At 48.6% G+C, this 24330-nt stretch carries 26 protein-coding genes; 10 read left to right on the top strand and 16 right to left on the bottom strand.

The annotated features are described in order from the left end of the window. Nucleotides 1–25: 25 nt before the first annotated feature. The 3 genes from ACTHR2_RS02650 to lon form a co-directional block, all read right to left on the bottom strand. Nucleotides 26–295 (bottom strand): FeoA family protein, encoded by a 270-nt coding sequence (locus ACTHR2_RS02650; RefSeq protein WP_036490759.1) that lies wholly within the window; start codon nucleotides 293–295, stop codon nucleotides 26–28. Between the two features lie 346 nt (nucleotides 296–641). Continuing rightward, the gene (locus ACTHR2_RS02645) at nucleotides 642–911 is read right to left on the bottom strand and encodes an HU family DNA-binding protein (protein WP_003683413.1); all 270 of its coding nucleotides are present in this window, start codon (nucleotides 909–911) and stop codon (nucleotides 642–644) included. Between the two features lie 185 nt (nucleotides 912–1096). Further along, the gene (lon, locus tag ACTHR2_RS02640; RefSeq protein ID WP_440375320.1) at nucleotides 1097–3556 is read right to left on the bottom strand and encodes an endopeptidase La; all 2460 of its coding nucleotides are present in this window, start codon (nucleotides 3554–3556) and stop codon (nucleotides 1097–1099) included. Nucleotides 3557–3769: 213 nt separating this feature from the next. Here lon and ACTHR2_RS02635 point away from each other — a divergent pair, with 213 nt between their 5' ends. The 3 genes from ACTHR2_RS02635 (at nucleotide 3770) to lipA (ending at nucleotide 5760) form a co-directional block, all read left to right on the top strand. Further along, complete coding sequence (locus tag ACTHR2_RS02635) at nucleotides 3770–4045, top strand: HP0495 family protein (protein WP_049328369.1); 276 nt, start codon at nucleotides 3770–3772, stop codon at nucleotides 4043–4045. Then, entirely contained in the window at nucleotides 4045–4647 is a 603-nt protein-coding gene (gene lipB / locus ACTHR2_RS02630; RefSeq protein WP_263336047.1) for a lipoyl(octanoyl) transferase LipB, read from the top strand. The genes ACTHR2_RS02635 and lipB overlap by 1 nt, the downstream gene beginning before the upstream one ends. A 129-nt stretch (nucleotides 4648–4776) precedes the next feature. Continuing rightward, nucleotides 4777–5760, top strand: coding sequence for a lipoyl synthase (lipA, locus tag ACTHR2_RS02625; protein WP_440375319.1), 984 nt, complete (start codon nucleotides 4777–4779; stop codon nucleotides 5758–5760). Nucleotides 5761–5965: 205 nt separating this feature from the next. Here lipA and hemB read toward each other — a convergent pair whose 3' ends face one another. The 5 genes from hemB to ybaK all read right to left on the bottom strand — a co-directional run bounded on the left by hemB (nucleotide 5966) and on the right by ybaK (nucleotide 9835). After that, nucleotides 5966–6967, bottom strand: a complete 1002-nt coding sequence (hemB, locus tag ACTHR2_RS02620; RefSeq protein ID WP_440375318.1) for a porphobilinogen synthase — start codon at nucleotides 6965–6967, stop codon at nucleotides 5966–5968. Nucleotides 6968–6999: 32 nt separating this feature from the next. Continuing rightward, a complete protein-coding gene (locus ACTHR2_RS02615; protein ID WP_314591664.1) occupies nucleotides 7000–7710 on the bottom strand; it encodes a DUF6973 domain-containing protein in 711 nt (236 codons plus the stop codon). Between the two features lie 160 nt (nucleotides 7711–7870). After that, a complete protein-coding gene (locus ACTHR2_RS02610; protein WP_440375317.1) occupies nucleotides 7871–8743 on the bottom strand; it encodes an EamA/RhaT family transporter in 873 nt (290 codons plus the stop codon). Between the two features lie 3 nt (nucleotides 8744–8746). Next, nucleotides 8747–9334, bottom strand: coding sequence for a DnaJ domain-containing protein (locus tag ACTHR2_RS02605; RefSeq protein WP_263336033.1), 588 nt, complete (start codon nucleotides 9332–9334; stop codon nucleotides 8747–8749). Between the two features lie 15 nt (nucleotides 9335–9349). Further along, on the bottom strand, nucleotides 9350–9835 hold the full coding sequence (ybaK, locus tag ACTHR2_RS02600) for a Cys-tRNA(Pro) deacylase (protein WP_263336029.1): 486 nt from the start codon (nucleotides 9833–9835) through the stop codon (nucleotides 9350–9352). Nucleotides 9836–9933: 98 nt separating this feature from the next. On the opposite strand from ybaK, the gene ACTHR2_RS02595 reads away from it, so the two are divergent. Both ACTHR2_RS02595 and ttcA read left to right on the top strand, forming a co-directional pair. Then, a complete protein-coding gene (locus tag ACTHR2_RS02595) occupies nucleotides 9934–10287 on the top strand; it encodes a RidA family protein (protein WP_003683286.1) in 354 nt (117 codons plus the stop codon). A 128-nt stretch (nucleotides 10288–10415) separates the two neighbouring features. Beyond that, nucleotides 10416–11375, top strand: coding sequence for a tRNA 2-thiocytidine(32) synthetase TtcA (gene ttcA, locus ACTHR2_RS02590; RefSeq protein ID WP_004519719.1), 960 nt, complete (start codon nucleotides 10416–10418; stop codon nucleotides 11373–11375). A gap of 90 nt (nucleotides 11376–11465) precedes the next feature. On the opposite strand, the gene ACTHR2_RS02585 is transcribed toward ttcA, so the two are convergent. Next, nucleotides 11466–12086, bottom strand: coding sequence for a TetR/AcrR family transcriptional regulator (locus tag ACTHR2_RS02585; protein WP_263336025.1), 621 nt, complete (start codon nucleotides 12084–12086; stop codon nucleotides 11466–11468). A 397-nt stretch (nucleotides 12087–12483) separates the two neighbouring features. On the opposite strand from ACTHR2_RS02585, the gene ACTHR2_RS02580 reads away from it, so the two are divergent. From ACTHR2_RS02580 to ACTHR2_RS02565, 4 genes are all read left to right on the top strand, one after another. Then, a complete protein-coding gene (locus ACTHR2_RS02580) occupies nucleotides 12484–14517 on the top strand; it encodes a TonB-dependent receptor (RefSeq protein WP_263336022.1) in 2034 nt (677 codons plus the stop codon). A gap of 96 nt (nucleotides 14518–14613) precedes the next feature. Then, complete coding sequence (locus ACTHR2_RS02575; protein ID WP_263336020.1) at nucleotides 14614–15012, top strand: extensin; 399 nt, start codon at nucleotides 14614–14616, stop codon at nucleotides 15010–15012. A gap of 100 nt (nucleotides 15013–15112) precedes the next feature. Further along, nucleotides 15113–16348, top strand: a complete 1236-nt coding sequence (locus tag ACTHR2_RS02570; protein ID WP_440375316.1) for an MFS transporter — start codon at nucleotides 15113–15115, stop codon at nucleotides 16346–16348. Nucleotides 16349–16491: 143 nt separating this feature from the next. Then, nucleotides 16492–16980, top strand: a complete 489-nt coding sequence (locus ACTHR2_RS02565; protein ID WP_188209741.1) for a DUF456 domain-containing protein — start codon at nucleotides 16492–16494, stop codon at nucleotides 16978–16980. 69 nt (nucleotides 16981–17049) lie between these two features. Here the strand turns inward: ACTHR2_RS02565 and ACTHR2_RS02560 are convergent, their stop codons facing one another. From ACTHR2_RS02560 to ACTHR2_RS02535, 6 genes are all read right to left on the bottom strand, one after another. After that, the gene (locus ACTHR2_RS02560; RefSeq protein ID WP_188209742.1) at nucleotides 17050–17709 is read right to left on the bottom strand and encodes a YecA family protein; all 660 of its coding nucleotides are present in this window, start codon (nucleotides 17707–17709) and stop codon (nucleotides 17050–17052) included. Nucleotides 17710–17743: 34 nt separating this feature from the next. Next, complete coding sequence (locus ACTHR2_RS02555) at nucleotides 17744–18535, bottom strand: TrmH family RNA methyltransferase (protein WP_188209743.1); 792 nt, start codon at nucleotides 18533–18535, stop codon at nucleotides 17744–17746. Between the two features lie 118 nt (nucleotides 18536–18653). Then, nucleotides 18654–19202: a sigma-E factor negative regulatory protein gene (locus ACTHR2_RS02550; RefSeq protein ID WP_440375315.1), complete on the bottom strand. Its 549-nt coding sequence runs from the start codon at nucleotides 19200–19202 to the stop codon at nucleotides 18654–18656. Between the two features lie 5 nt (nucleotides 19203–19207). After that, entirely contained in the window at nucleotides 19208–19807 is a 600-nt protein-coding gene (gene rpoE / locus ACTHR2_RS02545; protein WP_004519728.1) for an RNA polymerase sigma factor RpoE, read from the bottom strand. A 211-nt stretch (nucleotides 19808–20018) separates the two neighbouring features. Further along, nucleotides 20019–21254 (bottom strand): tRNA lysidine(34) synthetase TilS, encoded by a 1236-nt coding sequence (gene tilS, locus ACTHR2_RS02540; RefSeq protein ID WP_440375314.1) that lies wholly within the window; start codon nucleotides 21252–21254, stop codon nucleotides 20019–20021. A gap of 190 nt (nucleotides 21255–21444) precedes the next feature. Continuing rightward, nucleotides 21445–22404, bottom strand: a complete 960-nt coding sequence (locus ACTHR2_RS02535; RefSeq protein ID WP_049333774.1) for an acetyl-CoA carboxylase carboxyltransferase subunit alpha — start codon at nucleotides 22402–22404, stop codon at nucleotides 21445–21447. Nucleotides 22405–22608: 204 nt separating this feature from the next. Between ACTHR2_RS02535 and ACTHR2_RS02530 the strand changes: the two genes are divergently transcribed. After that, the gene (locus ACTHR2_RS02530; protein ID WP_003679090.1) at nucleotides 22609–23010 is read left to right on the top strand and encodes an RNA-binding S4 domain-containing protein; all 402 of its coding nucleotides are present in this window, start codon (nucleotides 22609–22611) and stop codon (nucleotides 23008–23010) included. Between the two features lie 94 nt (nucleotides 23011–23104). On the opposite strand, the gene ACTHR2_RS02525 is transcribed toward ACTHR2_RS02530, so the two are convergent. Beyond that, nucleotides 23105–24304, bottom strand: a complete 1200-nt coding sequence (locus tag ACTHR2_RS02525; RefSeq protein ID WP_440375313.1) for a hypothetical protein — start codon at nucleotides 24302–24304, stop codon at nucleotides 23105–23107. Nucleotides 24305–24330 lie beyond the last annotated feature (26 nt).

Genomic DNA, 24330 nt, shown 5'->3' with positions numbered 1-24330 from the left:
TTTTTCCTTATTCTTTCAGACGGCCTTAAACGGCCTCAACGATACGACACATAATCTTCCCGGCCTCTTCCAACCGCAGGGAAAATTGGGATTGATTGCCCAAGCGTACTGCAAACGGTCCTCTTCCAAAACCGCCCACGGCAATCACTTGCAACGGCATTCCGCTGGAAAAACCCAAATCCGCAAGACGACGGGTTACCAAGGAATCCAATTCACCAAAAACAGGGTTGGAAATAATAGAATCAATATGTACGACTGCGCCTTTTTTCAGGCGCGACAAAGGAATGGTAGACATAAGCCTCTCTTTTCATTTGTTTTAAAAGTAGATTATTAAAAAACGTGAGAAGAATGACGAATGTGTGGCACATTTGAAAGATTGGTTATGAATGGCTATTTGCCCCTTCTTTCGATAAGTGCGGTTTATTTTAAGTATTGTTATTTTCTTTGCTAATGATAAATCTTATTGATGTAAAAATCAAATGTAACAAGATAAACTAAAAAGGCTGAAATCCTTTTATCATTAGGATTTCAGCCTTTATATACACTTAAACTAAAGGCCGTCTGAAAGGTTTCAGACGGCCTTCAAAATAAAAAACCGAATCAAATCGGTTTTTTATTCCCATTCAGGGAAAGACTCTAAATTACAGAGCGTCTTTCAATGCTTTACCGGCACGGAATTTAGGAGTTTTAGCAGCAGCAATAGTCAAAGGCTCGCCAGTTTTAGGGTTGCGGCCTTGACGTTCGGCGCGTTCGCCGACGTAGAAAGTACCGAAACCGACCAGAGTAACAGTGTCGCCGTTTTTCAACGCGTTGGTTACGGCATTAGTAGTAGCATCCAAAGCTTTTTGCGCAGCAGATTTGGAAATGCCGGCTTCTTGAGCAATTGCTTCGATCAATTCAGACTTGTTCACAATTAGTCCCTTCCTATCGTAAAAAATGATGAAATGCCCGAATACTCGGGGCTTAAGCACTTTTAAAGCACATACGCACTTTATAGCAATTCTGAAATTATCATGTCAAGTAAAAGATGTGGAATTGCCCTATTTTTGTGGCATTCAGGGCAAAACCACATTTTTTGCAACATCAGACGGCCAACTTAATGCTTGGTTGCTTTTGTTCTTGACTTCGCCTTAGAAGTTTGCGGGGTATCGGCAACCGCCAATTCAGCCGCCCATTGCTCAGGCTGAGTTTCCAAGCCCAAAGCCAACACTTCATCAATCCATTTGACCGGATGAATGGTCAGACCGGTTTTGACATTTTCAGGGATTTCTTCCAAATCTTTGACGTTGTCTTTTGGAATCAATACATGCTTGATCCCGCCACGCAAAGCAGCCAGCAGTTTTTCCTTCAAACCGCCGATCGGCAAGACTTCGCCACGCAAAGTGATTTCGCCGGTCATCGCCACGTCCGCACGCACCGGAATTTTGGTGAAGGCAGAAACCATCGCCAAAGTCATGGCGATACCTGCGCTCGGACCGTCTTTGGGCGTCGCACCTTCAGGCACATGGACGTGAATGTCTTTCTTCTCGTAAAAATCAGGAGCCAAACCCACTGATTCAGCACGGGAACGGACAACCGACCATGCGGCCGATACCGATTCTTTCATGACATCGCCCAGTTGGCCGGTACATTGAATCGTACCTTTGCCCGGCAAGGCAACTGCCTCTACGGTCAATAACTCGCCACCGACTTCGGTCCAAGCCAAACCGGTTACCTGACCGATGCGGTTTTCGCTTTCGGCCACACCATAGTCGAAACGGCGCACGCCTAAATAGTCATGCAGATTTTTCTCAGTAACTTTAATCGCTTTAGGCTTGGCCTTGCTTACTGTTTTGGATTTGGACGCTTTTTTCTTGTCCTCATTCAAAGTAACCTGCATCACCACTTTACGGCAGATTTTGGCAATTTCGCGATCCAACGAACGGACACCGGCCTCGCGGGTGTAGTAACGGATAATATCGCGCACCGCACTTTCATCAACCACCAACTCGCCCTCTTTCACACCATTGCGCTTCATTTGTTTCGGCACAAGGTATTGCATGGCGATATTGATTTTTTCATCTTCCGTATAACCGGACAGACGGATAATTTCCATACGGTCAAGCAACGGAGTCGGGATATTCAAGCTGTTTGAAGTGGCAATAAACATCACATCGCTCAAATCATAATCGACTTCGGCATAGTGGTCGGCAAACTTGTTGTTTTGCTCAGGATCCAGCACCTCAAGCAATGCACTGGCCGGATCGCCGCGGAAATCGCTGCCCATCTTGTCGATTTCATCAAGCAGGAACAATGGATTTTTCACACCTGCTTTCGCCATGTTTTGCAGGATTTTGCCCGGCATAGAGCCGATATAGGTACGGCGGTGGCCGCGGATTTCGCTTTCATCACGCACGCCGCCCAACGCCATACGCACATATTGGCGACCTGTGGCTTTGGCAATCGACTCACCCAAGGAAGTTTTACCTACCCCCGGAGGACCAACCAAACACAAAATCGGGCCTTTGAGCTTGTCCATACGTTTTTGAACAGCCAAATATTCCAAAATACGTTCTTTGACTTTTTCCAAACCATAGTGGTCGGCATTCAAAATCAAATCAGCTTTGGCAATATCTTTGCTGACACGGGATTTTTTCTTCCACGGCAGCTCAAGCAAAGTATCGATATAGTTGCGCACGACAGTAGATTCCGCAGACATCGGCGGCATCATTTTCAGTTTTTTCAATTCAGACAGACATTTTTCTTCAGCCTCTTTGCTCATGCCTGCTTCTTTGATTTTTGCTTCCAATGCATCCAGTTCGCCGCGTTCGTCTTCTTCGCCCAACTCTTTCTGAATCGCTTTTACTTGCTCATTCAAGTAATACTCACGTTGGGATTTTTCCATTTGACGTTTTACACGGCCACGGATGCGTTTCTCGACCTGCATGATGTCGAGTTCGGCTTCCAACTGAGCCAGCAGAAATTCCAAACGCTCAACAATGCCGGCAGTCTCCAGCACATATTGACGCTGCTCCAATTTCAGCTGCAAATGCGCGGCAATCGTATCGGCAAGACGGCTGTTGTCATCGATGCTGCTGATGGTACTGATGACTTCGGCAGGGATTTTTTTGTTCAACTTCGCATATTGCTCAAATTGAGTCAGCAGAGTACGGCGCAAAGCCTCAATTTCGGGATTGTCCTTGTCGCTATTCTCATCAATCGCCTCAACATGAGACAAAAACAATCCGCCTGTTTCATCAACCGTCAACGCACGCGCACGACGGATACCTTCTACCAACACTTTAACGGTGCCGTCAGGCAGCTTCAAAACCTGCAAAACTTGGGCAACCGTACCAGTTTGATGCAAATCTTCGGCTCTAGGGTCTTCTGTATTAGGGTCAAGCTGGGCCAACAGGAAAACCGGATCATCATTAGCCATTGCCGCCTCAAGGGCCGCAATCGATTTAGGACGACCGACGAACAGCGGCAATACCATATGCGGATACACCACGACATCACGCAAAGGCAAGGTAGCCAGCGCACTGTATTCCTCAAAATATTTGTCTTTTGTCGGCATAGTTAATAATCTCAATCATTGTTAAATCAGAATGTAGCTCAAAATTGGGCTGAAGCGCTCCATTTCAAGACTTGAAAACAGCTTATCCGTACCTATTTTCGAAAACATCATTTTTAATAGCCCGATATGGACGTTTACGATAAAATATATCGGATTTCGGGCCGTCTGAAAACTTTTCAGACGGCCCTGGCTAACCAAACAAGGTAGTAAACCATGACAGACTCAACCGAAAAAAAATCACTGATTGAATTCCCTTGCACCTTTCCTGTAAAAGTCATGGGCGCAGTTCATCCCGAATTTGAATCCGCCATCTTGGAAACCGTGCGTAAACACGCTCCCGACACCGAGCCGCACCACATTACTACGCGCCCAAGCAGCAAAGGCAACTACACCAGCGCAACCGTCAAAGTAAATGTCGATAACCAAGAGCAGCTCGACAATATCTACCGCGACCTGACTTCACACGAATTGGTTAAAGTGGTGCTGTAATGAAAATCGTGCACAAAGGCTTGGTCGATTACCTGCCGACTTTCGAAGCCATGAAGGCATTTAATGCCTCGCGTGACGAAAACACCGAAGACGAATTATGGGTGGTCGAACATCCGCCCGTATTTACCCAAGGCTTGGCCGGAAAACCCGAACACCTCCTCATCCGCGACGATATTCCCGTTGTCCAAATTGACAGAGGAGGTCAAATTACCTATCACGGCCCAGGTCAATTGGTCGTCTATACGATGATCAATTTCAAACGCCGTAAAACCAGCGTCCGCCATATCGTTTCCGCACTTGAAAACAGCATTATCGCCACCTTGGCAGAATACGGCATCGAAGCAGCAGCCGATCCCAAACGCCCCGGCGTTTATGTCGGCGAGCGTAAAATCGCTTCCCTGGGCCTGCGTATCAAAGACGGCTCCGTTTACCACGGCTTGGCTCTCAATGTAAACATGGATTTAAGTCCGTTTACCCATATCAACCCCTGCGGTTATGCCGGTATGGAAATGACCCAAATTGCCGACTATGTCTCTCCGGCACCTAGTTTGGTAGAAGTTTCAGACAAACTGACCGAGCATTTACAAAAAGAGCTAGCATAAGGCCGTCTGAAAATATTCGACCCCAACGCCATCTTTTAACTGCCCCTCTGAACCCACAAGCCCTTAGGCCATAAAGGCCGCAATCAGCTTTTCAGACGGCCTTTATAACGACAGAAAGAACACATCACCATGAGTGAAGAAGTAAAAAACGACCCCAAACGCGGCATCAAACTGAAAGGCGCAGACAAAACTGCACGCATTCCGATTAAAGTTGTTCCATTGGAACAAAAATTGAAAAAGCCCGAATGGATCCGCGCCAAATTACCGGGCAAGAAATTTTTTGAAATCAAAAATATTCTTCGCGAACAAAAAATGCATACCGTGTGCGAAGAAGCATCTTGTCCAAATATCAGCGAATGCTTTACCAAGGGTACGGCCACATTCATGATCATGGGCGATATTTGTACCCGCCGCTGCCCGTTCTGCGACGTTGGCCATGGCCGCCCCAATATGTTGGATCCTGACGAGCCTAAACACTTGGCCGAATCCGTCAAATCCATGAACCTGCGCTATGTCGTAATCACTTCCGTCGACCGTGACGACCTGCGTGATGGCGGCGCCCAACACTTCGCCGACTGCATCAAAGCCATCCGCGAAACCAGCCCGAATACCAAAATCGAAATTCTTGTTCCCGATTTCCGCGGACGTCTGGACATCGCACTGGAAATTTTGGCAGAAACACCGCCTGACGTAATGAACCACAACTTGGAAACCCATCCAAGCCTGTATAAAAAAGCCCGTCCGGGTGCCAACTACCAACACTCCCTCGAGCTTCTACGCCGCTACAAAGAAATGATGCCCCATATCCCGACCAAATCCGGCATCATGGTCGGCTTGGGCGAAACAGACGAGGACGTGCGCGAAATCATGCGCGATATGCGTGCCAACAATATCGAGATGATTACCATCGGCCAATATCTGCAACCTTCAGACGGCCACCTGCCCGTCTTGCGCTATGTAACGCCTGACCAATTCAAAATTTTTGAAAAAGAAGCATACGAATTGGGCTTTACCAATGCCGCCATCGGCGCAATGGTTCGCTCCAGCTACCATGCAGACGAACAAGCAGCCGAAGCATTACGTGAAACCCACGGCGGTTGCAGCCACCACTAAGGTTTAAATCATATAAGGTCTTCTGAAAAATCAGAAAACTGTTTTTTTCAGACGGCCTTTATTTGGTCATAACTTACTATACAAAATTTTTAGATTTTCAAAAAATAAACCTTAGCTAGGCTCTATTGAACCAATCTTAAGTAATACAAAAAAGCGGCAAAACAGGATAAACACTGTTTGCCGCTTTTTAATTTATTTCTTTATTTTACTTCTTCAATAATTTTGCCGCTTCAATCGCATAGTAAGTCAAAATGCCATCGGCACCAGCGCGTTTGAATGCCAACAAGCTTTCCAAAATGGTTTTTTCGCCATCCAGCCAACCGTTTTGAATGGCTGCCTGAAGCATGGCATATTCGCCGGAAACTTGGTAAGCATAAGTCGGTACGCCGAACTCGTCTTTGACTCGGCGGACGACATCCAGATACGGCAGACCCGGTTTTACCATTACCATATCTGCACCCTCTTGAATATCCAATGCTACTTCGTGCAAGGCTTCGTTAGTGTTTGCAGGATCCATTTGATAGGTTTTCTTGTCTGCCTTACCCAAATTGCCGGAGCTACCGACGGCGTCGCGGAACGGGCCGTAGAACGCTGAAGCATATTTTGCCGAATACGCCATGATGCGCGTATGGATATGTCCGGCATCTTCCAAAGCTTCGCGGATGGCAAGGATACGTCCGTCCATCATGTCTGACGGGGCAATGACTTGTGCGCCTGCATCGGCATGGCACAAAGCCTGTTTTACCAAAACTTCAATGGTTTCATCGTTCAGGACATAGCCATTTTCATCGGTTAAACCGTCTTGGCCGTGAATGGTGTAGGGATCCAAGGCAACGTCGGTCATGATACCCAGCTCTGGGAATTTCTCGCGCAAGGTTCGTACTACTGTCGGCACCAAGCCTTCAGGATTATAAGCTTCCTCCGCAAACTCGGTTTTGTTTTGCGTTACTACGGGAAACAAAGCCAGCATAGGAATGCCGAGCTTCAGTGCTTCTTCAGCCGTAAACAACAATTTGTCCAAACTTTGGCGTTTGACGCCCGGCATGGATGGGACTGCCTCTTCCTGACTCTGGCCTTCCAATACAAAAACCGGATAGATTAAATCATTTGCCGTCAAAGTATGCTCGCGCATCAGACGACGTGAAAAATCGTCTTTACGCATACGGCGCATACGGGTGTTTGAGACATAACGCGGAGGGAAATTCATAACAATTGCCTTTCAATAATGAAGTCTTAAAATCAGTCTTCGACTTGACGTATGGCTTTGACCGAACGTTTGATTTCGCTGAGCGTACCGGTTTTATAACTATTACGTTCCTGTTCGGTCATGCCGTTTTGATCCAATTTGGCGATATTTTTCAATGCCTCGGCATACTGGCCGTCTGAAAGTTTTTCCTGTTTGATGCGCCAACGGTTGTTCACTTCGGAAGCCGTCCATAAGCCTACTTTGTTGTAGTAGAATAAAATGCTTGCCGCCAGCGTCTTCATATCGCTATCGGGTTTGGCACTGCCGATACTGCGGCCGATACGGTTGTTACGTTGATCGACTGCCTGGTCGGCAAGGTAGCGGCTGAAGTAGTCGTCTTTACCTTCTCGCAACTCCATATCCGTCAGACGCGCATTACCTGCTTTTTCGGCAATAATGCTGTCGAATTTAGAAGCAATCGCTGCCTGCCATAATGCTTGGCGTACGGCATTGACCTGTGTTCCCCTGCTGTCGCCGTTTGCTTTGTCGTCCAAACCTGTACGCTCGGCAAAGCGTGTGGCATTACTGGTCATATTGATTAAGCCTTCGTCTTCCATCCCGATAACTTGGGCGGCCACGGGATGGTTAAGCGCGAATTGAGCCATTTTACTGCGGCGGCTTTGATCTTCCTGATACGATTGACAGCCGGACAATACCAGCATGCCAAGAACGGCGCATTGAATGTGTTTTTGAATATGTTTCATGATGTAACTATCGATATTATTGTGTGAGTTCAACTTATTGTTTAACATAGAAACGCCCGTAAGCGCAAAATAATTCCCATACGGCCAAATCGGCGCATGAATGGCTATTTTATAATAAAAATAAGGCCGTCTGAAAATTTTCAGACGGCATAAGTATTTTTTAACCTACCAAGCTGCGAATCTGCGGCCAGTAAAACAGACAGGCTATCGAGCAAATAGCAATGCTGATACCGGCTGCATTAATGCTGCTGATTTTTTCCTTAAATATTGCTGCACCAATCAGCGTACCCAAAACAATCACGCCAATATTCATACCGGCAAAGACCAAGGTCGGATTATCCTTCATGATTTGGTGTGCAGAAATGTAGGTAACAATATTCAAAAAGTTCAGACAGCCCAAAATCATACCGCCCACTATGCCCTCTTTGGTCCATTTGCTTCCTTTGGCAAACAGGTAGCCAAACATTAAGATACCGGCTAAACAAAATGCCACCAGCAAATTACCGGCAAACGCGGTACCGCTTTTCGCCACTTGTTTGAACAAAATATCAATGACGCCGTAGCCGCACCAAACGCCCAAAAGCAGCATTACTTGCGTGCTGAAGCCGCCGGATTTCTTGCCACCATCGCTTTTCCAAAGCAAGAAAAACAGTGCCGTAAATGCCAATACCAAACCAATCAGACGGCCTTCGGTCAACTGCTCATGAAAAAGCGTGAATGAAGCGACAATCGGCAGAAACAGCGATAAGCGTTGCGCCGCATCCGATTTGACGATACCTGCCGCATCTACGGACTTGCCCATAATGACAAACACGGTTGGCAGCAAGATGCCCAAGGCCGCAAAAAGCCACCAAGTCGGCAAAAATACCTGCGGATTGCTCAAATCGGGTTTTAACACCAGCATGGTCAAAGTGACGGCAACGATGTAATTCACCGCCACCGCCTGCTCGATATTGATTTTTTGCTTGCGCGCCACTTTCAGCAATACAGACACCAACACGCTGCAAACGATACTTGCCAATAAATATGCCATGCTTTAGAACCATCCTTGAGTGGAGACGGGCTTATCTTCATTCAGTTTAATCAGTCCGATGACTACACGGTAAATAAACCAAATGGCAGTTACCAACAGAATCAACCAACCAATTAAGATAAGTGTAGTAAAAGTTCCCAAAACCGTACCCACTAAAGATACCCAAAATGTCTTAATCAAATAATCTATATGGCTGGCGTAAATGCTACCTTGAGCCTCATCGCGTTTAACATACGCCATAATCACACCGACAACGGGGGTAAACAAAATCAATAAGCCCACAGCGTATGTAACATAAGCGATAAAAACATAGTTTTTCACGTCAGAGTTGGGCGTATTGACCACATTTGTCGCCATATTAGTGAAGTTGTCGGTATTGGCTTCCTGACGCTCGTACTGCATAGCCGCATCATAAGCCAAACGTTTTTCCGGATGAGACAATACTTCAAACGCCTGTCCGATGACTTTAAACCGCTCCGCATCTTTCTGAATATCCGGATTGGCCACCAATTTGCCATAAGCCTCGCGGATAACGTTAATATCTGCATCCTGAGACACGCCCAAAACTTCGTATAAATTTACTTGTTCCATCTGTTTTCCAGTCCTTTATGAATCTACTGCAACATGAACATCTTGCGGATTGAGCGTCCGCAGGTTTTCAGGCTTTATACCCACGATAAACCCACGTTTTCCGCCATTGATAAAAATCTCGTCCAAAGCCCAAATGCTTTCTTCCACATAAACCGGCAACGCAGTTTTCATACCGAATGGCGATGTACCGCCGACCAAATAGCCCGTCCATTTCGACGCCTGTTCCGCCGTTGCCGGCTCGATGTGTTTCAAGCCCAGTTCACGCGCCAGATTACGGGTGGAAATATGTTTGTCGCCATGCATTAAAACAACCAAGCCTTTTTTATGCTCATCCTGCAAAACAATCGTTTTGATGACCTGATGCTCGGGCTTGCCCGTGCACTCGGCAAAACGCGCCGTACCGCCATGTTCTTCATACGCATAAACATAGGGGACAAAATCAATTTTCTTACTGCGTAAAAAGCGCACTGCCTGCGTAACCGGATATTCTGCTTTACTCATGGTTGTTTTCCGCCACCTTTTTCAGACGGCCCCTCTTAAATATGGAACGTAAACAGTCGCAATGTTACCATACCTTCTTTTTGAAATCAGGAGACAACATGGACATCCGCTATCTTGGTGCAAGCAAACGCTATTCGGAAGCCGTCGTAGCCAACGGCTTGGTTTTCCTCTCCGGCATGGTTCCCGAAAATCCTGAAGCCGATGCCAAAGCGCAAACTGAAAATGTTTTGGCGCAAATCGATTCATGGCTCGCACAATGCCAATCCGACAAAGCCCATATTTTGGAGGCTACCATCTATCTGCCCGATATGAACGACTACGCCGCCATGAACGAAGCCTGGGACGCATGGACAGCCCCCGAGCGCGCTCCGGCCCGCGCCTGCGTGGAGGCGAAACTGGCTTCGCCCGACTGGAAGGTTGAAATCAAAATTACCGCCCTTCAAATCAAATAAAGCACAAATATCAGGCCGTCTGAAAATGCAGCTTCAACCAAGTAAGCGCAGTTTTTCAGACGGCCTTTATTCTTTTGCGGTACAATACCGCCCTTAAATTTTTCTATTATTTCAAAGCACAAACAGCCATGTCCAAAAAAACCAAGCAAGAATTAGAAAACAACAAACTCAGCAAACGCCTGCGCCACGCCGTCGGCGATGCCATTAACGATTTCAACATGATCGAGCCGGGCGACAAAATCATGGTCTGCCTCTCCGGCGGCAAAGACAGCTACGCCCTCCTAGACATTCTGCGCCAGCTTCAAGCCAGCGCGCCGATTGATTTCGAACTGGTCGCCGTCAATCTCGACCAAAAGCAGCCGGGTTTCCCTGAAGAGGTATTGCCGACCTATCTCGAAAGCATCGGCGTTCCCTACAAAATCGTTGAAGAAGACACCTACTCCACCGTCAAACGCGTGTTGGACGAAGGCAAAACGACTTGTTCGCTGTGCAGCCGCCTGCGCCGCGGCATCCTCTACCGCACCGCAAAAGAATTGGGCTGCACCAAAATCGCCTTGGGACACCACCGCGACGACATCCTTGCCACCATGTTCCTGAATATGTTCTACGGCGGCAAACTCAAAGCCATGCCGCCCAAACTGGTAAGCGACAACGGCGAACACATCGTCATCCGTCCTCTGGCGTATGTCAAAGAGAAGGACTTGATCAAATACGCCGAACTGAAGCAATTCCCGATTATTCCATGCAACCTCTGCGGCTCTCAGCCCAACCTGCAACGCCAAGTCATCGGCGATATGTTGCGCGATTGGGACAAACGCTTTCCCGGCCGTATCGAGTCTATGTTCTCCGCGCTGCAAAACGTCGTTCCATCACATTTGGCCGATACCGAGCTTTTCGACTTTGTTGGCTTAGAACGCGGTCAAAGCCTGAAACACGGCGGCGACTTGGCGTTTGATAGCGAAAAAATGCCGGAACGTTTCTCCGACGGCAGCGAAGAAGACGAAAGCGAAATCAAAATCGAGCCGCAAAAAGCCGAACGCAAAGTCATCAATATTCTGGCAAACAAACCTAAAACCTGCGGTTTATAATTCCATTTAAGTTTCAGACGGCCTTTCGGTAGCTATTTACCGAAAGGCCGTCTGAATATTCATATTTAAAATTTTTCTATTCTTTTTTATCTATTCTTTCCCTGACAAACCGTGCAGCAGCAATCCTAATACGTCTTGCGGCAACTTTTGCGGCGCGGCGTCATAAAGCGCGGTCAGTTGCGGATGGCGCATCAATATATCCGCCTGACGGATGAACAGATCGATGAGTTCCACCGGCAAATCGGGCTGAATCAGGCGGCGTTGTTGTAGGGTGTGGAAGAAGCCGCGCATAAAGGCGTATTTTTCTTCGTTCAATTCGTGGAAAAACCGCTCCAGCTCCAAATCGGTGTTTTCTTCGATGTCACGCAGGAAGGCGGCGGAATAGAGTTCTTCAAACGATTGCTTTTGTAGGGCAAACACGGCTTCGGCGGCTTCGCGCAGGTTGCATTGCCGTGCAAGCAGCGCCTCAAATTCGGCACGGACGCGGTTTTTCTGTTCGGTAACGATTTCCTGCAAGAGCGCGTTTTTGCCGCTGTAATATTTGTAAAAAGTAACACGGCTGACGGCGGCCTCGGCGCAGATGCTACCTACGGATACGGCGGAAAAGCCATGTTCGCGGAATAAGCGGCGGGCGGTGTCGGCGATGGTTTGTTGTTTGCTGGCGGTCATGACGGTAAGAAGATTTTGATTTTGTTCATAAAGGGTTTTCACTAAAGTTATCCGCAAGTCGGATACTCATCATATTTCCCCACGGCGGCAATGGCAATACGGCGGCGTTTCAGACGGCCTCTTTCCTTGTCCCTCCGCTCCGCCCTGCGGACAGGGGGCTGTCGGATGCTTAGCAGGCCAAATTCATAAAGGTTACAGAATCTGCCTCCTCCAACCTTCTCCCAAAAATAGGAGAGGAATTTTTTTGGACAATTCACGATAAGAGGGGAAACAAAGTGAATGATAAACACTTGCATTCCTGTTTTTTGTTTCTTATACTTTACATTAATAGTTTGTTTTATGTAAATGTGTAAACAACAAATATTTGCATACTGATGGAGCGGTTGGATTACCTGATGTTCAATCCACCCCGACGTATGCCGTCTGAAAGGATAAGGAAATGCAGCAACACACCCTCCGCCGCCTCCCCCTATTGATTGCCGCCGCTTTCGCCTCCGAATGGATTTATGCCGCCGATGCGGAACAAGTGCAGTTGGAAGAAGTCGTCGTCACCGGCGAACGCACCAACCGCAGCGGCTTTGAAACCGCCACGTCCAACCGCGTTTTCTCCACGCCGAACATCGACCGCAGCGGCCACAATCTTTCCGCAACCGACCTGCTCAAACAGACTGTGAACACGGTGGACTTGGGCAGCGGCAACGATTTACCGACCGTGCGCGGCGTGGATGGCTCTGGTCCTGCCGTCGGTGCGGTGGCGTTTTTTGCGGGCACGCGGCCGCGCCTGAACCTGTCCATAGACGGCCGCTCCGCCACTTACAATGAATTCGCCTTCGGCACGCAGTCGCTGTGGGATATGCAGCAGGTGGAAGTCTTGCGCGGGCCGCAAAGCCATGTGCGCGGGCAGAACGCAGTGGTGGGCGCAGTGGTGATGCGCTCCAAAGACCCGACCAACGAATGGGAGGGCGCGCTGCGCTTGGGTTTGGGCAACCAGAAAACGCGCAACATCGCCGGCGTAGTGTCTGGTCCGATTGTGAAAAACAACCTTGCCTTCCGCTTGAGCGCGGAACGGCAGCAGCGCGAAAGCTACGAGCCGTTCGTGTCCTATGAGCCGACCGGCAACCCGCGCCGCGTGGAAAATACCAACGTGCGCTTCAAACTCCTGCTCACGCCCGAAAACCATCCCGATTTTTACAGCCGCCTGACGCTGAACCATATCCGTTCGCGCGCGCCGCAAAACGAAATCATGGGCAACACCGCCAGCGGCCGTTTTTTAAAAGAAAAGCCCGTGTTCGTAACCGGCTCAACATCGGGCATCTGGGACGTATCGTGGCAGCTTAACGACTATCTGAAACTGGAAAACAAACTGGTTTACGGCCGCTACCACAACGAGCGGCTGCACCTGCCGATGACCGTCAGCCCGCAAGGCGTGCCCGCCGAACTAAAAGGCCGCGAACTGCAATGGGAGCCAGTATTGCATTTTTCAAACAAAGGCCGTCTGAAAGGCCTTGCCGGGCTGCACTACTTCCGCAGCAAACAAGACGAATGGGTAGATATCCGTAGCATCGGCGGCCGCAACACCTTTGACGACCGCAACAGCGTGCACGCCCTGTTTGCCGAAACCACATACAGCCCCAGCGAAAAATGGAACATCACGGCCGCCGCCCGCATTGAAAAAGAAACGCACAAACGAAGCGGCGGCAGCGGCGCACTGCACCTTGATTTAGACAAAGGCCAGACCGTGTTCCTGCCCAAAATCGATATCGCCTTCAAACCCACCGACCAATGGGTCAGCGGCATCAAAGCCGCACGCGGCTACAACCCCGGCGGTGCGGGCATCACCTTCGGCCGCCCTGTCGTAACCTACACTTATGAACCCGAATATGTGAACAACTACGAGTGGTACACTCGCTGGCGCAGCGCAGACCGCCGCCTGCAACTCTCCGGCAACCTGTTCCTGAACCACTACCGCGACATGCAGCTCCCCTTCTATCTCGGCACCAACTCCGTCGTCATCCGCAACGCCAAAAAAGTCCATACCTACGGCGCGGAACTCGCCGCCGACTGGCAGGCGACCGACAGCCTGAAACTCACCACCGGACTTGGGCTGCTCAACACCAAAATCAAAAGCTATCCCGACAGCGGCATCGAAGGCAACAAACTCGGCCGCGCGCCCAAATACACCGCCAACATCGGCGTGAAATACCTGAACGACAAAGGCTGGGAAGCCGGCGGCGACGTGCGCTTCTACGGCGGCTACTACTCCGCTGCCGACAATGCCGAATCAGGCAAAATCAGCGCATACAACCAAGTCAACCTCTACACCGCCTACAACTTCAAACAAGGCCGCGTCTCGCTCTACGCCGACAACGTGTTCAACCGCCGCCAACCCATATTCATTTCCAGCGCCGACCGCCAAGACGCGCTCTACCAACGCCCCAGAAGCGTAGGCGTGAGCGCAGAATGGAAGTTTTAAATGAAGCTGAAATGATGGAGGCCGTCTGAAAAAACATAGGTCGGACATTTATGCCCGACCTACCGTTTATTCCTCCAAAACACCCAAAGGAATCCCATGCACTACTTCACCCCCGCCAAAACCCTGCCCGAAGGCACCATCTACCTGACCGACCTGACCCACGTCGCCGACTTCGCCGACTGGCTGGCCGAATTCGAAACCCTGTTAAACCAAAACCCCCGCTTCGCCACCGTCTGCACCCCGATGCGGCGGCAGGTGAGCGATGAACAGCGCATTGCCGACCGCAAAACTTACATCGAATGGATAAAGGCACATCGGCCGCAACTGTCCGAACGCTGCGCCGCCATGCTCCTTATCGAACCCGACGCAGCGCAACTGGCGTTCTTCCGCGAACAATCGTCCAAACTCGGCCCCGCGCTGGGCGTGAACTACATCGTCGAAGCAGATGAAACAACCGCCCTGCTTCGCGCAGAAGAAGCGTTGAAGGCCGTCTGAAAAGATACTAAACCTATTTAAATACAAATCAAGTATTGCCACCCAATATGTTCAGACGACCTTGTCCCTTTATTTGCCTCATCTTCAAAAGAATCATGTGATGTCCGACAATCAGACTCCCCAAAACTCACGCGACTGGCTGCTGCTTATCGGCGGCTGCACTTACAAATTTACGCTAAACGGTTTTTATCTGGTCGCGCTGATCGCTATTTTGAAAAATCACGGTTACAGCCTGAACCAACTGAGCTGGATACATTTAATCGGCGGTATCGAAGCGGCGAAGGTATTGTTTGCCGCACTGATGGAGCGGCGGCCGGCGGGGCGGTTCGGGCGGTTTCGCGGCTGGCTGCTGGCGGCGACGCTGGGGCTTTCAGCAGTGTTCGGGTTGATGGCCTGTACCGACATAACGCAGAACTTCGCGCTGCTTTTGACCTGCTGCATACTGCTCTCGGCGATGTCGGCGGTGTACGGCTGCGCGATGCTGGGTTTGTCGTGCATCGTCCTGCCGCACCGCGAACGCGGTTTCGGCGGCGTGATTCAGACGATGGCGGCGCGCGGCGGCAAGATGATCGGCGGCGCACTGGTATTGTGGCTGTATCAGGAATACGGACAGACGGCGGCATCCGGCTTGATGCTGGCGTTCAGCCTGCTGATGCTGCTGCAACTCTTGTACTACCGCGAGCCGGAAAGTCCGACTGCGCAAGGCAGTTGGACGGCGTTGGCAGCACGGCTAGTTTCTTTTTGGCAGCAACCTGAAACAGGCTGGCGGTGGCTGGTTTTGCTGTTTGCCGTTGCCGCACCTTATGCGTTTATGGCGGCAACTTTTGTACCCAAACTGGCGGATTTGGGCTTCACTCCGAAACAGACGGGCGGAATTCTGGCGGTGGGCATTCCTGTTGCCTGCCTGATCGTTACACCGCTGTCGGGCTGGTTTTCGCGCAATTATCCGCGCCACAAACTCGTTTTCCTGCTCTACGCGCTGCAACTGCCGCTTTTGGCGTCCATGACCGCCATCGATACGCTCGCACGTGTCCATCCTTGGCTGCCGCCCGCGCAAATCATCGCCCTGAGCCTGAGCTACACGCTGCTGCTGCCGGTGATACTGGCGTTGGTGATGGACAAATCCAACCGTGCCACCGCCGCACTCGACAGCAGCCTGCAATTTTCCGTGGTTCTGCTCGGCAGTTACGCGGCCGGTTTCGCCGCCCTGCAGCTGGCAAAGGCTATTGGTTATACTAATGCGTATTGGGTTGCAGTGTACTTGGCCGTATTGGTAGGCCTGCTTTTATATTTGAATAGAAATTTATTCAATCATTCAGAGCATGATTCACAATAATTCGTTCAGATATTTATCCATCGATTTTAATTGGGCGCTCCTCCGGATAATTTTTCATTTTATTGCACAATCTCTCATGAAAATATAACAAAACGTGCCCATAATACTGCCGTTATTACACTCTTAAATTCAAAAGGAACCTCATGGCTGCTGTTCTCATCGTTCTCGGCTTGATCGCCATTGTTGTCGGCATTTTAGGCACTATTTACCCTGCCTTACCCGGATTGGGTTTGATGTTTGGTGGGGCATGGCTGTTGGGTTATGCCGGCGATTATCAAGTGTTTGGCTCGGGTACGCTGACATTTTTGGCCATCGTTGCCGTATTCGGTACTGCGATGGACTATGTGGCGGGCGCATTGGGTGCAAAATATACCGGCGCAAGCAAAACCGCAGTTTGGGGTGCATTTATCGGCGGTATCGTCGGTGCATTCTTCTCTATTCCCGGCTTGTTGCTCGGCCCGTTGACCGGAGCGGCCATCGGCGAATTTATCGCACGCAAAGACACTTGGCAGGCAGGCAAAGTCGGTATCGGTACGTTTATCGGCTTTATCATCGGCACCGTGGCCAAAATCGGCTGCGCCTTGACCATTGCAATGACCATCCTGTTTGTTTGGTTGGCCTCGTTGTTCTAAGACAAAACATTAAAGGCCGTCTGAATTTCAAGCATTCAGACGGCCTTTTCATTTCACTATTTATTTTTCTTATTTGCCGCAGCAGGCTTTGTATTTTTTACCGCTGCCACACAGGCAAGGATCGTTGCGCCCCACTTTTTCGCCTTCGCGGCGGACGGTTTGTGGCTTATTGATGATGGCCTGCCAGTACCAGTAAATATCAAGCAGGACATGCGGCAAATCAGATTCCAGCTGGGTCAGCTCTTTTTCATTGAGATGCAAGATGACTTCGCCGTTTTCCTCATCATCATAGATGCCGCCCAAAGCCATAATCGGATAGAACAAATCCTCAAACTCTTCCTGATCGACTGCTTCAAACCAATCGGTAGGCACAATATCCAGTGCATAAAGATAGGCGTTACACCAAGTGTAAAAATCCGGATTGCCGGCTTCATCTTCATAAAACCACAAATCAGGCAGGATTTTCTCGTTGAGCTTCATGCGCATATCGGCGGCCATTGCCATGACCAAACGCTCGATTTCGGTGCGCTCTTTGGCATCAAACAAAGATTCTTCACCCAAAATCTCAGGCAGCCAATTGGTCGGATTCAAAGCGTCCGGACCGCTCAATAAAGCCATCATGAAACCCTGCACTTCATCACAACGCATGGTGTTGTGGGCTTCGGATTTGGCATCCAACAATTCCATCAATCGGCTGCGTGCCGCTTCATCAAAAGTCAGTATTTGCATTTTTGTTCCTTAAAATAAAATCGTATTATTGTTTTCAGACGGCCTGGGCATGGATACGCTGCCGCATTTGTTCAAACAGACAAACCGTCGCCGCCATCGCGACATTCAAGGATTCGGTTTGCCCCAACATGGGAATTTTGACACAAGCATCAGCCTTCTCTTTTGTCGGTTCGCTCACGCCGCTACCTTCGTTGCCAAACACCCAAGCGCAAGGTTGACTGAGGTCCATCTCATACAAACCGATATTGCGACCACCCAAGGCAGTTGCCCAAATTTGATGCTGATACGTTTCCATCCAAGCGGATAATTCCACTCGGCTGAAAATAGACAGCAGAAAATGTGCACCCATCCCCGCTCGCAACACTTTGGGCGACCAGATATCCACGGAATCATTGCTACACACAATTTGCCTGACTCCGGCTGCCGCCGCGCTACGCAAAATCGTCCCTGCATTGCCGGGGTCTTGTACCCGCTCCAATACCACGCAATCGCCGTCTGAAGGTAAACCTGCCTGCTGCGGAATATCAATCCAAGTCATCACATCATCGGCATCGGTCAGACTGGTGATTTTAGACAGTGCTTCGTTACCGACCCAAGTAATCAATCCCTCATCCAACTGCGCCGTAATTTCTTGAATTTCTGGATGCTGCTGTTTCTTTTCAGGCAGGTAAACCTGTTTGGGCGTACCGCCGCTTTGCAAATAAGTTTGCAGCAGATGTACGCCTTCTAATACGGTTTCACCGCTTTCGCGCCTTGCTTTGGCCTGCGTCAGCAGACGGAATAAATGTTTGAGCTGTTCGTTTTGAGCAGAGGTAATCAGTTTCATGGAGTGCATTATAACTGTTTTGACTTCGTTGAAGCTATGCTTTCAGACGGCCTGACGGTTTTGCTTCGGAAATAAAAAACCCTTGCAATAAAGCAAGGGTTTTACATGATTTCATTTTTTACTGCACAACAGTCTGCTGCTCATTTTTTTGCTCGGTGCGGACAGTAGGACGGTTTTCAAGTTTGCCGTCTTTCGCCGCATTCGGCACAACAGTCTCACCAGGCTCGGAAGCTGCTTTATCAACAGGCGTACCGCTTACCGGAATGATATTTTGTGCAGGCTGAACATTAGACTTCTCTGCAACTGGCATAGCGTCACGAGAAGTTTGCGGTGTAAATTGCCATACTGCAACAGCAATCGCATATACGCTTGCAGCGGCTGCAAAGAATTTGAAGAAGCCGCTATTGGCCGCTTCACGCTGAGCATATTTTTCCTGTTTGCCTTCAGCTTCGGCTTGAGGCACTGTAAATGCTTTGCTTTGCATGCTTTCATCAGCCACCTTCACCGCCGCGCCCTGACGGATACAGTCGCCGATAATGTGGTACTCATGCCAAGCGCGCATAGCTTCCTCGTCTGCCAATACGGCATCCAGCATCTCATCAGTCAATGCTTCACCGTCCATCAATGCAGACACATACTCCAATGCTTTATTTGTTTTTTCGTTCATTTTTATTACCACCTTTGATCTTCAGAAGTATCCAACAGCGGCCGCAAATCTTTTGCAATCAGTTCACGCGCTCTGAAAATACGCGAACGTACAGTACCTATCGGACAATCCACTACCCGAGCTATTTCTTCGTAAGACAAGCCGTCCATTTCCCTAAGCGTAATGGCTTGACGCATATCGTCTGGCAGTTGCGCAATGCTTGCTTCGACGGTCTGCAAGATTTCCCGATTCATCATTTCAGCTTCCGGCGTATGGTAATCCGCAATCTGATCGGTTAAATCAAGAACATCTCCTTCCTCATTGGCTGCTTCCGAGCTGACAAAAAACTGACGACCCGAAGTGGTCAGGAAATTCTTTGCCGTATTGATACCGATACGGTACAGCCATGTATAAAATGCACTCTCACCTCGAAAATTAACCAGCGCACGATAAGCCCTAATCATTGCCTCTTGGGTTACATCGTGCACTTCATGCTCATCCTGAATAAAACGGGAAATCAGTCTGTTTAGCCGACGCTGATACTTGGACATCAGCATCTCGAATGCCTTATGGTCACCTTTCTGCGCGCGCTCCACCAAAACTTGATCTATTTGGCGATCGTTCATACCCAACCTTTAATCGTTTTACTGCTTTAAACCAAAAAATAGTAAAGCGTGCTGTGCACAATAAAGACAGCATCGCTTTGAAATAGTTCCACAAGATTACATTTAATCGCAAAAGTTTATTCGTGCAGATGCTCTAACATAAGCTGTATTGCTTATTATATATACACTTAGCACAATGTAGTTAAATTACTAATACTTACTAAATTTACAGTTAGTCTCTTTGCTTTTCTGCTATATATTTGACCAACTTTTCATGAACAGGCAGATAGCCTTCCCCTATTTGAACATCGCTTCCCACCCGAAGATTAACAACAGCAAGGCACTTGTTGCCCATACTTAGGATAATCGGCCAATATTTACGGACGAGTGGCACAATATGACACTCTTGCAATAGTTTTTCGACTGATTTTTCCCTCTGTCCCGACTGAATCACATCACTTTTGGCCACACTTCTAAGTACCGCTGGCTTCTCCAACTCCTCTGCCGACAAACCTCCCTTAAACGGTAATAAAACAAAACCATTTTCGAGCAAAATATCTTTCAGACGGCCTTGAACTTCCCTGCCATTACACCAAGGCAGTTTTTGAAACTCACTTTCCTGACAAACAAACAGCTTGTCCCGATATGCGACCAGTTTTCCGTCTGGCAAATTCAACTTCGCCTGATCAGCAGTTTCCAACACCCGGGCAAAATCGGCAATACTGTGATAAGAAGGCAATGATTCCGTTTGCTTTCGCAAAAAATACCAAAGCAGTCGACGACGCAAAAGCGGCGTACATTGCCTCCACAGGCTGATGCTGAATATTCCGTTTGGACTGATGCGCTGGTATTCAGACTCAATCAATTCATCTAAAAGCTGCAAATCTTCCTGCAATAATCGAACATTGGCACAAATTTGCTGCTCAAAATTCGGAATACGCTGCTGCCATTGCGGCAAAGCCTGATTTCTCATCCAATTGCGTAAATAGCCGGAGTCTTCATTACTTTCGTCTTCAACAAAAGATAATCCCCATTGTTGCGCATACTCAGCCAGTTCCTGACGGGAAAATGCCAAAAGCGGTCGCCAGATTTGAATCTCCTCATTTAAATCACGCCATACCGGCATGGCCGCCATACCGCGCAATCCACCCCCGCGTACAGCCGACAGCATAAATGTTTCGATTTGATCATTGTGATGATGGGCCAAAACAATAATTTTCTTCAGGCCGTCTGAAAATGCCTGATATCGTGCAGCCCTAGCCGCCGCTTCCAAACCTTTTCCTTGTTTTTCCACATTGACACGGCACACCCGCAAGGCAACATTCAGACGCTGACAATAATCCTGACAAAATTTAGCCCAACTGTCGGCATTGGTACTTAAACCATGATGAACATGGACGGCACGCAAATCAAAATAGCGAAATTCGCGCATCCGATGCAAAAGATGCAGCAGGACGACAGAATCCAATCCGCCACTCAAGCCAACTTCAAAAACAGTGTGGCTCGGCAAATCAGGAAAAGCTGCTTGAAAACTTTTAAATAGGGAATCAGGGGATACTGGCGACATTTCAGACGGCCTGAAATTGTGAATTACTCAAAAATAGAACACAAAAAAAGCAAGCAGCGACGGCATCTGCTTGCTTCTTCAACAGTCAAACTTATTTATCGGTAAATTTACCGTAAGCCATGATGCGGTCGAAACGGCGAGAAAGCAAGTCAGGCATAGTCATGCTTTGCGCTTCGCTTAATTGCTGTTCCAAAACGGTTTTGACGTTTTTCATCGTAGTTTCAAAATCACGGTGTGCGCCACCTAAAGGCTCATCAATTACTTTATCGATGACATCCAACTCTTGCAAGCGTTTGGCGGTAATACCCAATGCTTGCGCGGCATCTGCTGCTTTTTCAGCAGTTTTCCAAAGAATAGAGGCGCAACCTTCGGGAGAAATCACCGAATAAGTCGAGTATTGCAGCATATTGACGTAGTCGCCGACAGCCACTGCCAAAGCGCCACCCGAGCCGCCTTCGCCAATGATGGTGCACAATACCGGCACATGCAGGCGGGTCAGTTCGTACAAATTACGGCCGATGGCTTCAGACTGGCCGCGTTCTTCCGCACCAATGCCCGGATACGCGCCCGGGGTATCGACAAAGGTCATGACCGGAATATTGAATTTTTCGGCAGTCTGCATCAAGCGCAGTGCTTTACGGTAACCCTCAGGACGCGGCATACCGAAATTGCGGCGGATTTTTTCTTTGGTATCGCGGCCTTTTTGATGACCAATAACCATCACGCTTTGGCCGTTGAAACGCGCCAAACCGCCGACAATGGCATGATCGTCAGAATAATGGCGGTCGCCGTGCAATTCTTCAAAATCGGTAAAAATACCGTTGATATAGTCCAAAGTATAAGGACGTTGCGGATGGCGGGACACTTGTGAAATTTGAGCCGGAGTCAGCTTGCTGAAAATCGACTTGGTCAACTCACTGCTTTTCTTTTGCAGTCTGGCAATCTCGTCGGAAATATCAACGGCAGATTCGTCTTGTACGAATCGCAACTCGTCGATTTTATTGGTTAATTCGGCGATGGGTTGTTCGAAGTCCAAAAAAACGGGTTTCATAAAACAAAGCTCTCGGTAACGGTTGCTGACATGATACGCTAATCAGGCGTATTTGACAGCATTTCTCAAAGGGAAACTGCCATCTTTTGCAATAAAAAATCTTTCAGACGGCCTTTAACAAAGAAATAGTATATCTGCACTAAACGAATGAAGTGCCGTATCTTATGATAAACTTCAATTCAGTTCAATCATTTCAAACAGGCTATGAAAAACGATCATGACAATTCGTCCATGCGCTTGGACAAATGGCTGTGGGCCGCGCGCTTTTTCAAGACCCGCGCGCTGGCACAAAAACATATTGAGCTGGGCAGGGTTTTGGTAAACGGCTCAAAGGTGAAAAACAGCAAAAATATTTCTGCCGGCGACACCATCGACATGACTTTGAACTCCCTGCCCTATAAATTCAAAGTTGCCGCGCTCAATCATCAACGCCGACCGGCACCGGAAGCGCGTTTACTCTACGAAGAAGACATGAAAACGGCTGCCGAACGCGAAGCTCAAAAACAGCTCGACCAAGCCAGCCGCATCAGTGCTGCTTATCCGGACGGACGCCCGACCAAACGCGACCGCCGTCAGCTTGACCGTATGAAGCGCGATAGCTGGTAAGCGTTGAATCCATTATTTCAGACGGCCCTATATCCATGCCGTCTGAAAACCAAAAACAGGCAGGACATCCTGCCTGTTTTTTTATTTGTGATGATTAAAATTTATATTCTAACTGACCACGAATAACGTTTACGTCCTGCTTATCCGTGCCAACAGTAGGCGTAACCTGTTTGCCGGCTAAATAGAAGCCTTTGAGTTTCCAGTTTTTCCAAGGAATATAGGTCGCACCGATTTGCACGCCTTGGACGTTTTTGCTGTAATCCTCAACGGAAGAGACACCGGACAACGAACCGACACGGCGGTAGTTCAAGAATACGTCGTAAGAATTGCGGACGTTCCAGTCGGCTGATTTATAGCGCACTTCAGTGAACACGCCATCATTTTTGATTTTTTGGCCGGCATCATTATAGGCTTTGATATTGGACTTGCTGACTGCAGCCATCCAATGCCAATCGTCATTAAACTTGATGTCCGTACCGATTTCTCCGAAGACTGCATTTTTCTTCGCACCGCGTACATCGATGTCTTTCATGTAGCTGACGGTTGCGCCGACGTTGATATTCTCATTTACAGGCAACACGCTTTGAACTGCGGCAAAATGTCTGCGACGGCCACCAATGCCCCATGTGTTGTCGTTCAGATTGCCAGTACGGCGGCCCGCATAGATTTTGGTAGGCAGGGTTTTATTGTCAAAGAAGATTTCGCCGCCGGTAACTTCGGTATCCCATACGCGGCCGTATGAAGAGAACGCGCCAAATTTACCGACACGCGCTTTAATGTTGTTGTACAAAGTACCTTCGGCATACAGTTTATTCACCGGCACATCATGATCGCCGTTGAACTTACCAGTTTCCAAATCAATATTCGGCTCGATTTGGGCAACCAACTTCCAATCTTTGTACAGTTTCGTGCGTAACCAAAACTCCGCATTGAAGTTGGCATTGGTGTCTTCAGGCGTCGGATTGATACCGCTGTTGTTGGCATTGATGTCTTTGGTATCCGCACGTACGCGCAAGCCACCATTTACAGTCAACAAATCATTGAAAATGCTGATTTTATCGTCATCTTTGCGAATGATGCTGCCGGAATTGACATAATCGTTGGTGGTGGCCAAAGCCGCCGCATCACGTCCGCCATCAGCATTTTCTGCCAATGAATAAGATGATGAAGCCAATAAAATACAGGTTGCAATCAGTTTGGTTTGAAATTTCATGCCGACTCTCCAAAAGAAGGTATTGAAAGTGAAGTATTCGATAAAGCGTACAAAATTATGAATTTCGTATAAATTATTCATTTTATTTACTAATTATTTTTATCGTA

Source organism: Neisseria sp. P0006.S004, from assembly GCF_051963015.1.
Taxonomy (GTDB): domain Bacteria; phylum Pseudomonadota; class Gammaproteobacteria; order Burkholderiales; family Neisseriaceae; genus Neisseria.
Note: the sequence above shows the minus strand (reverse complement) of the source record. Positions and strands in the feature narration are given on the sequence as shown.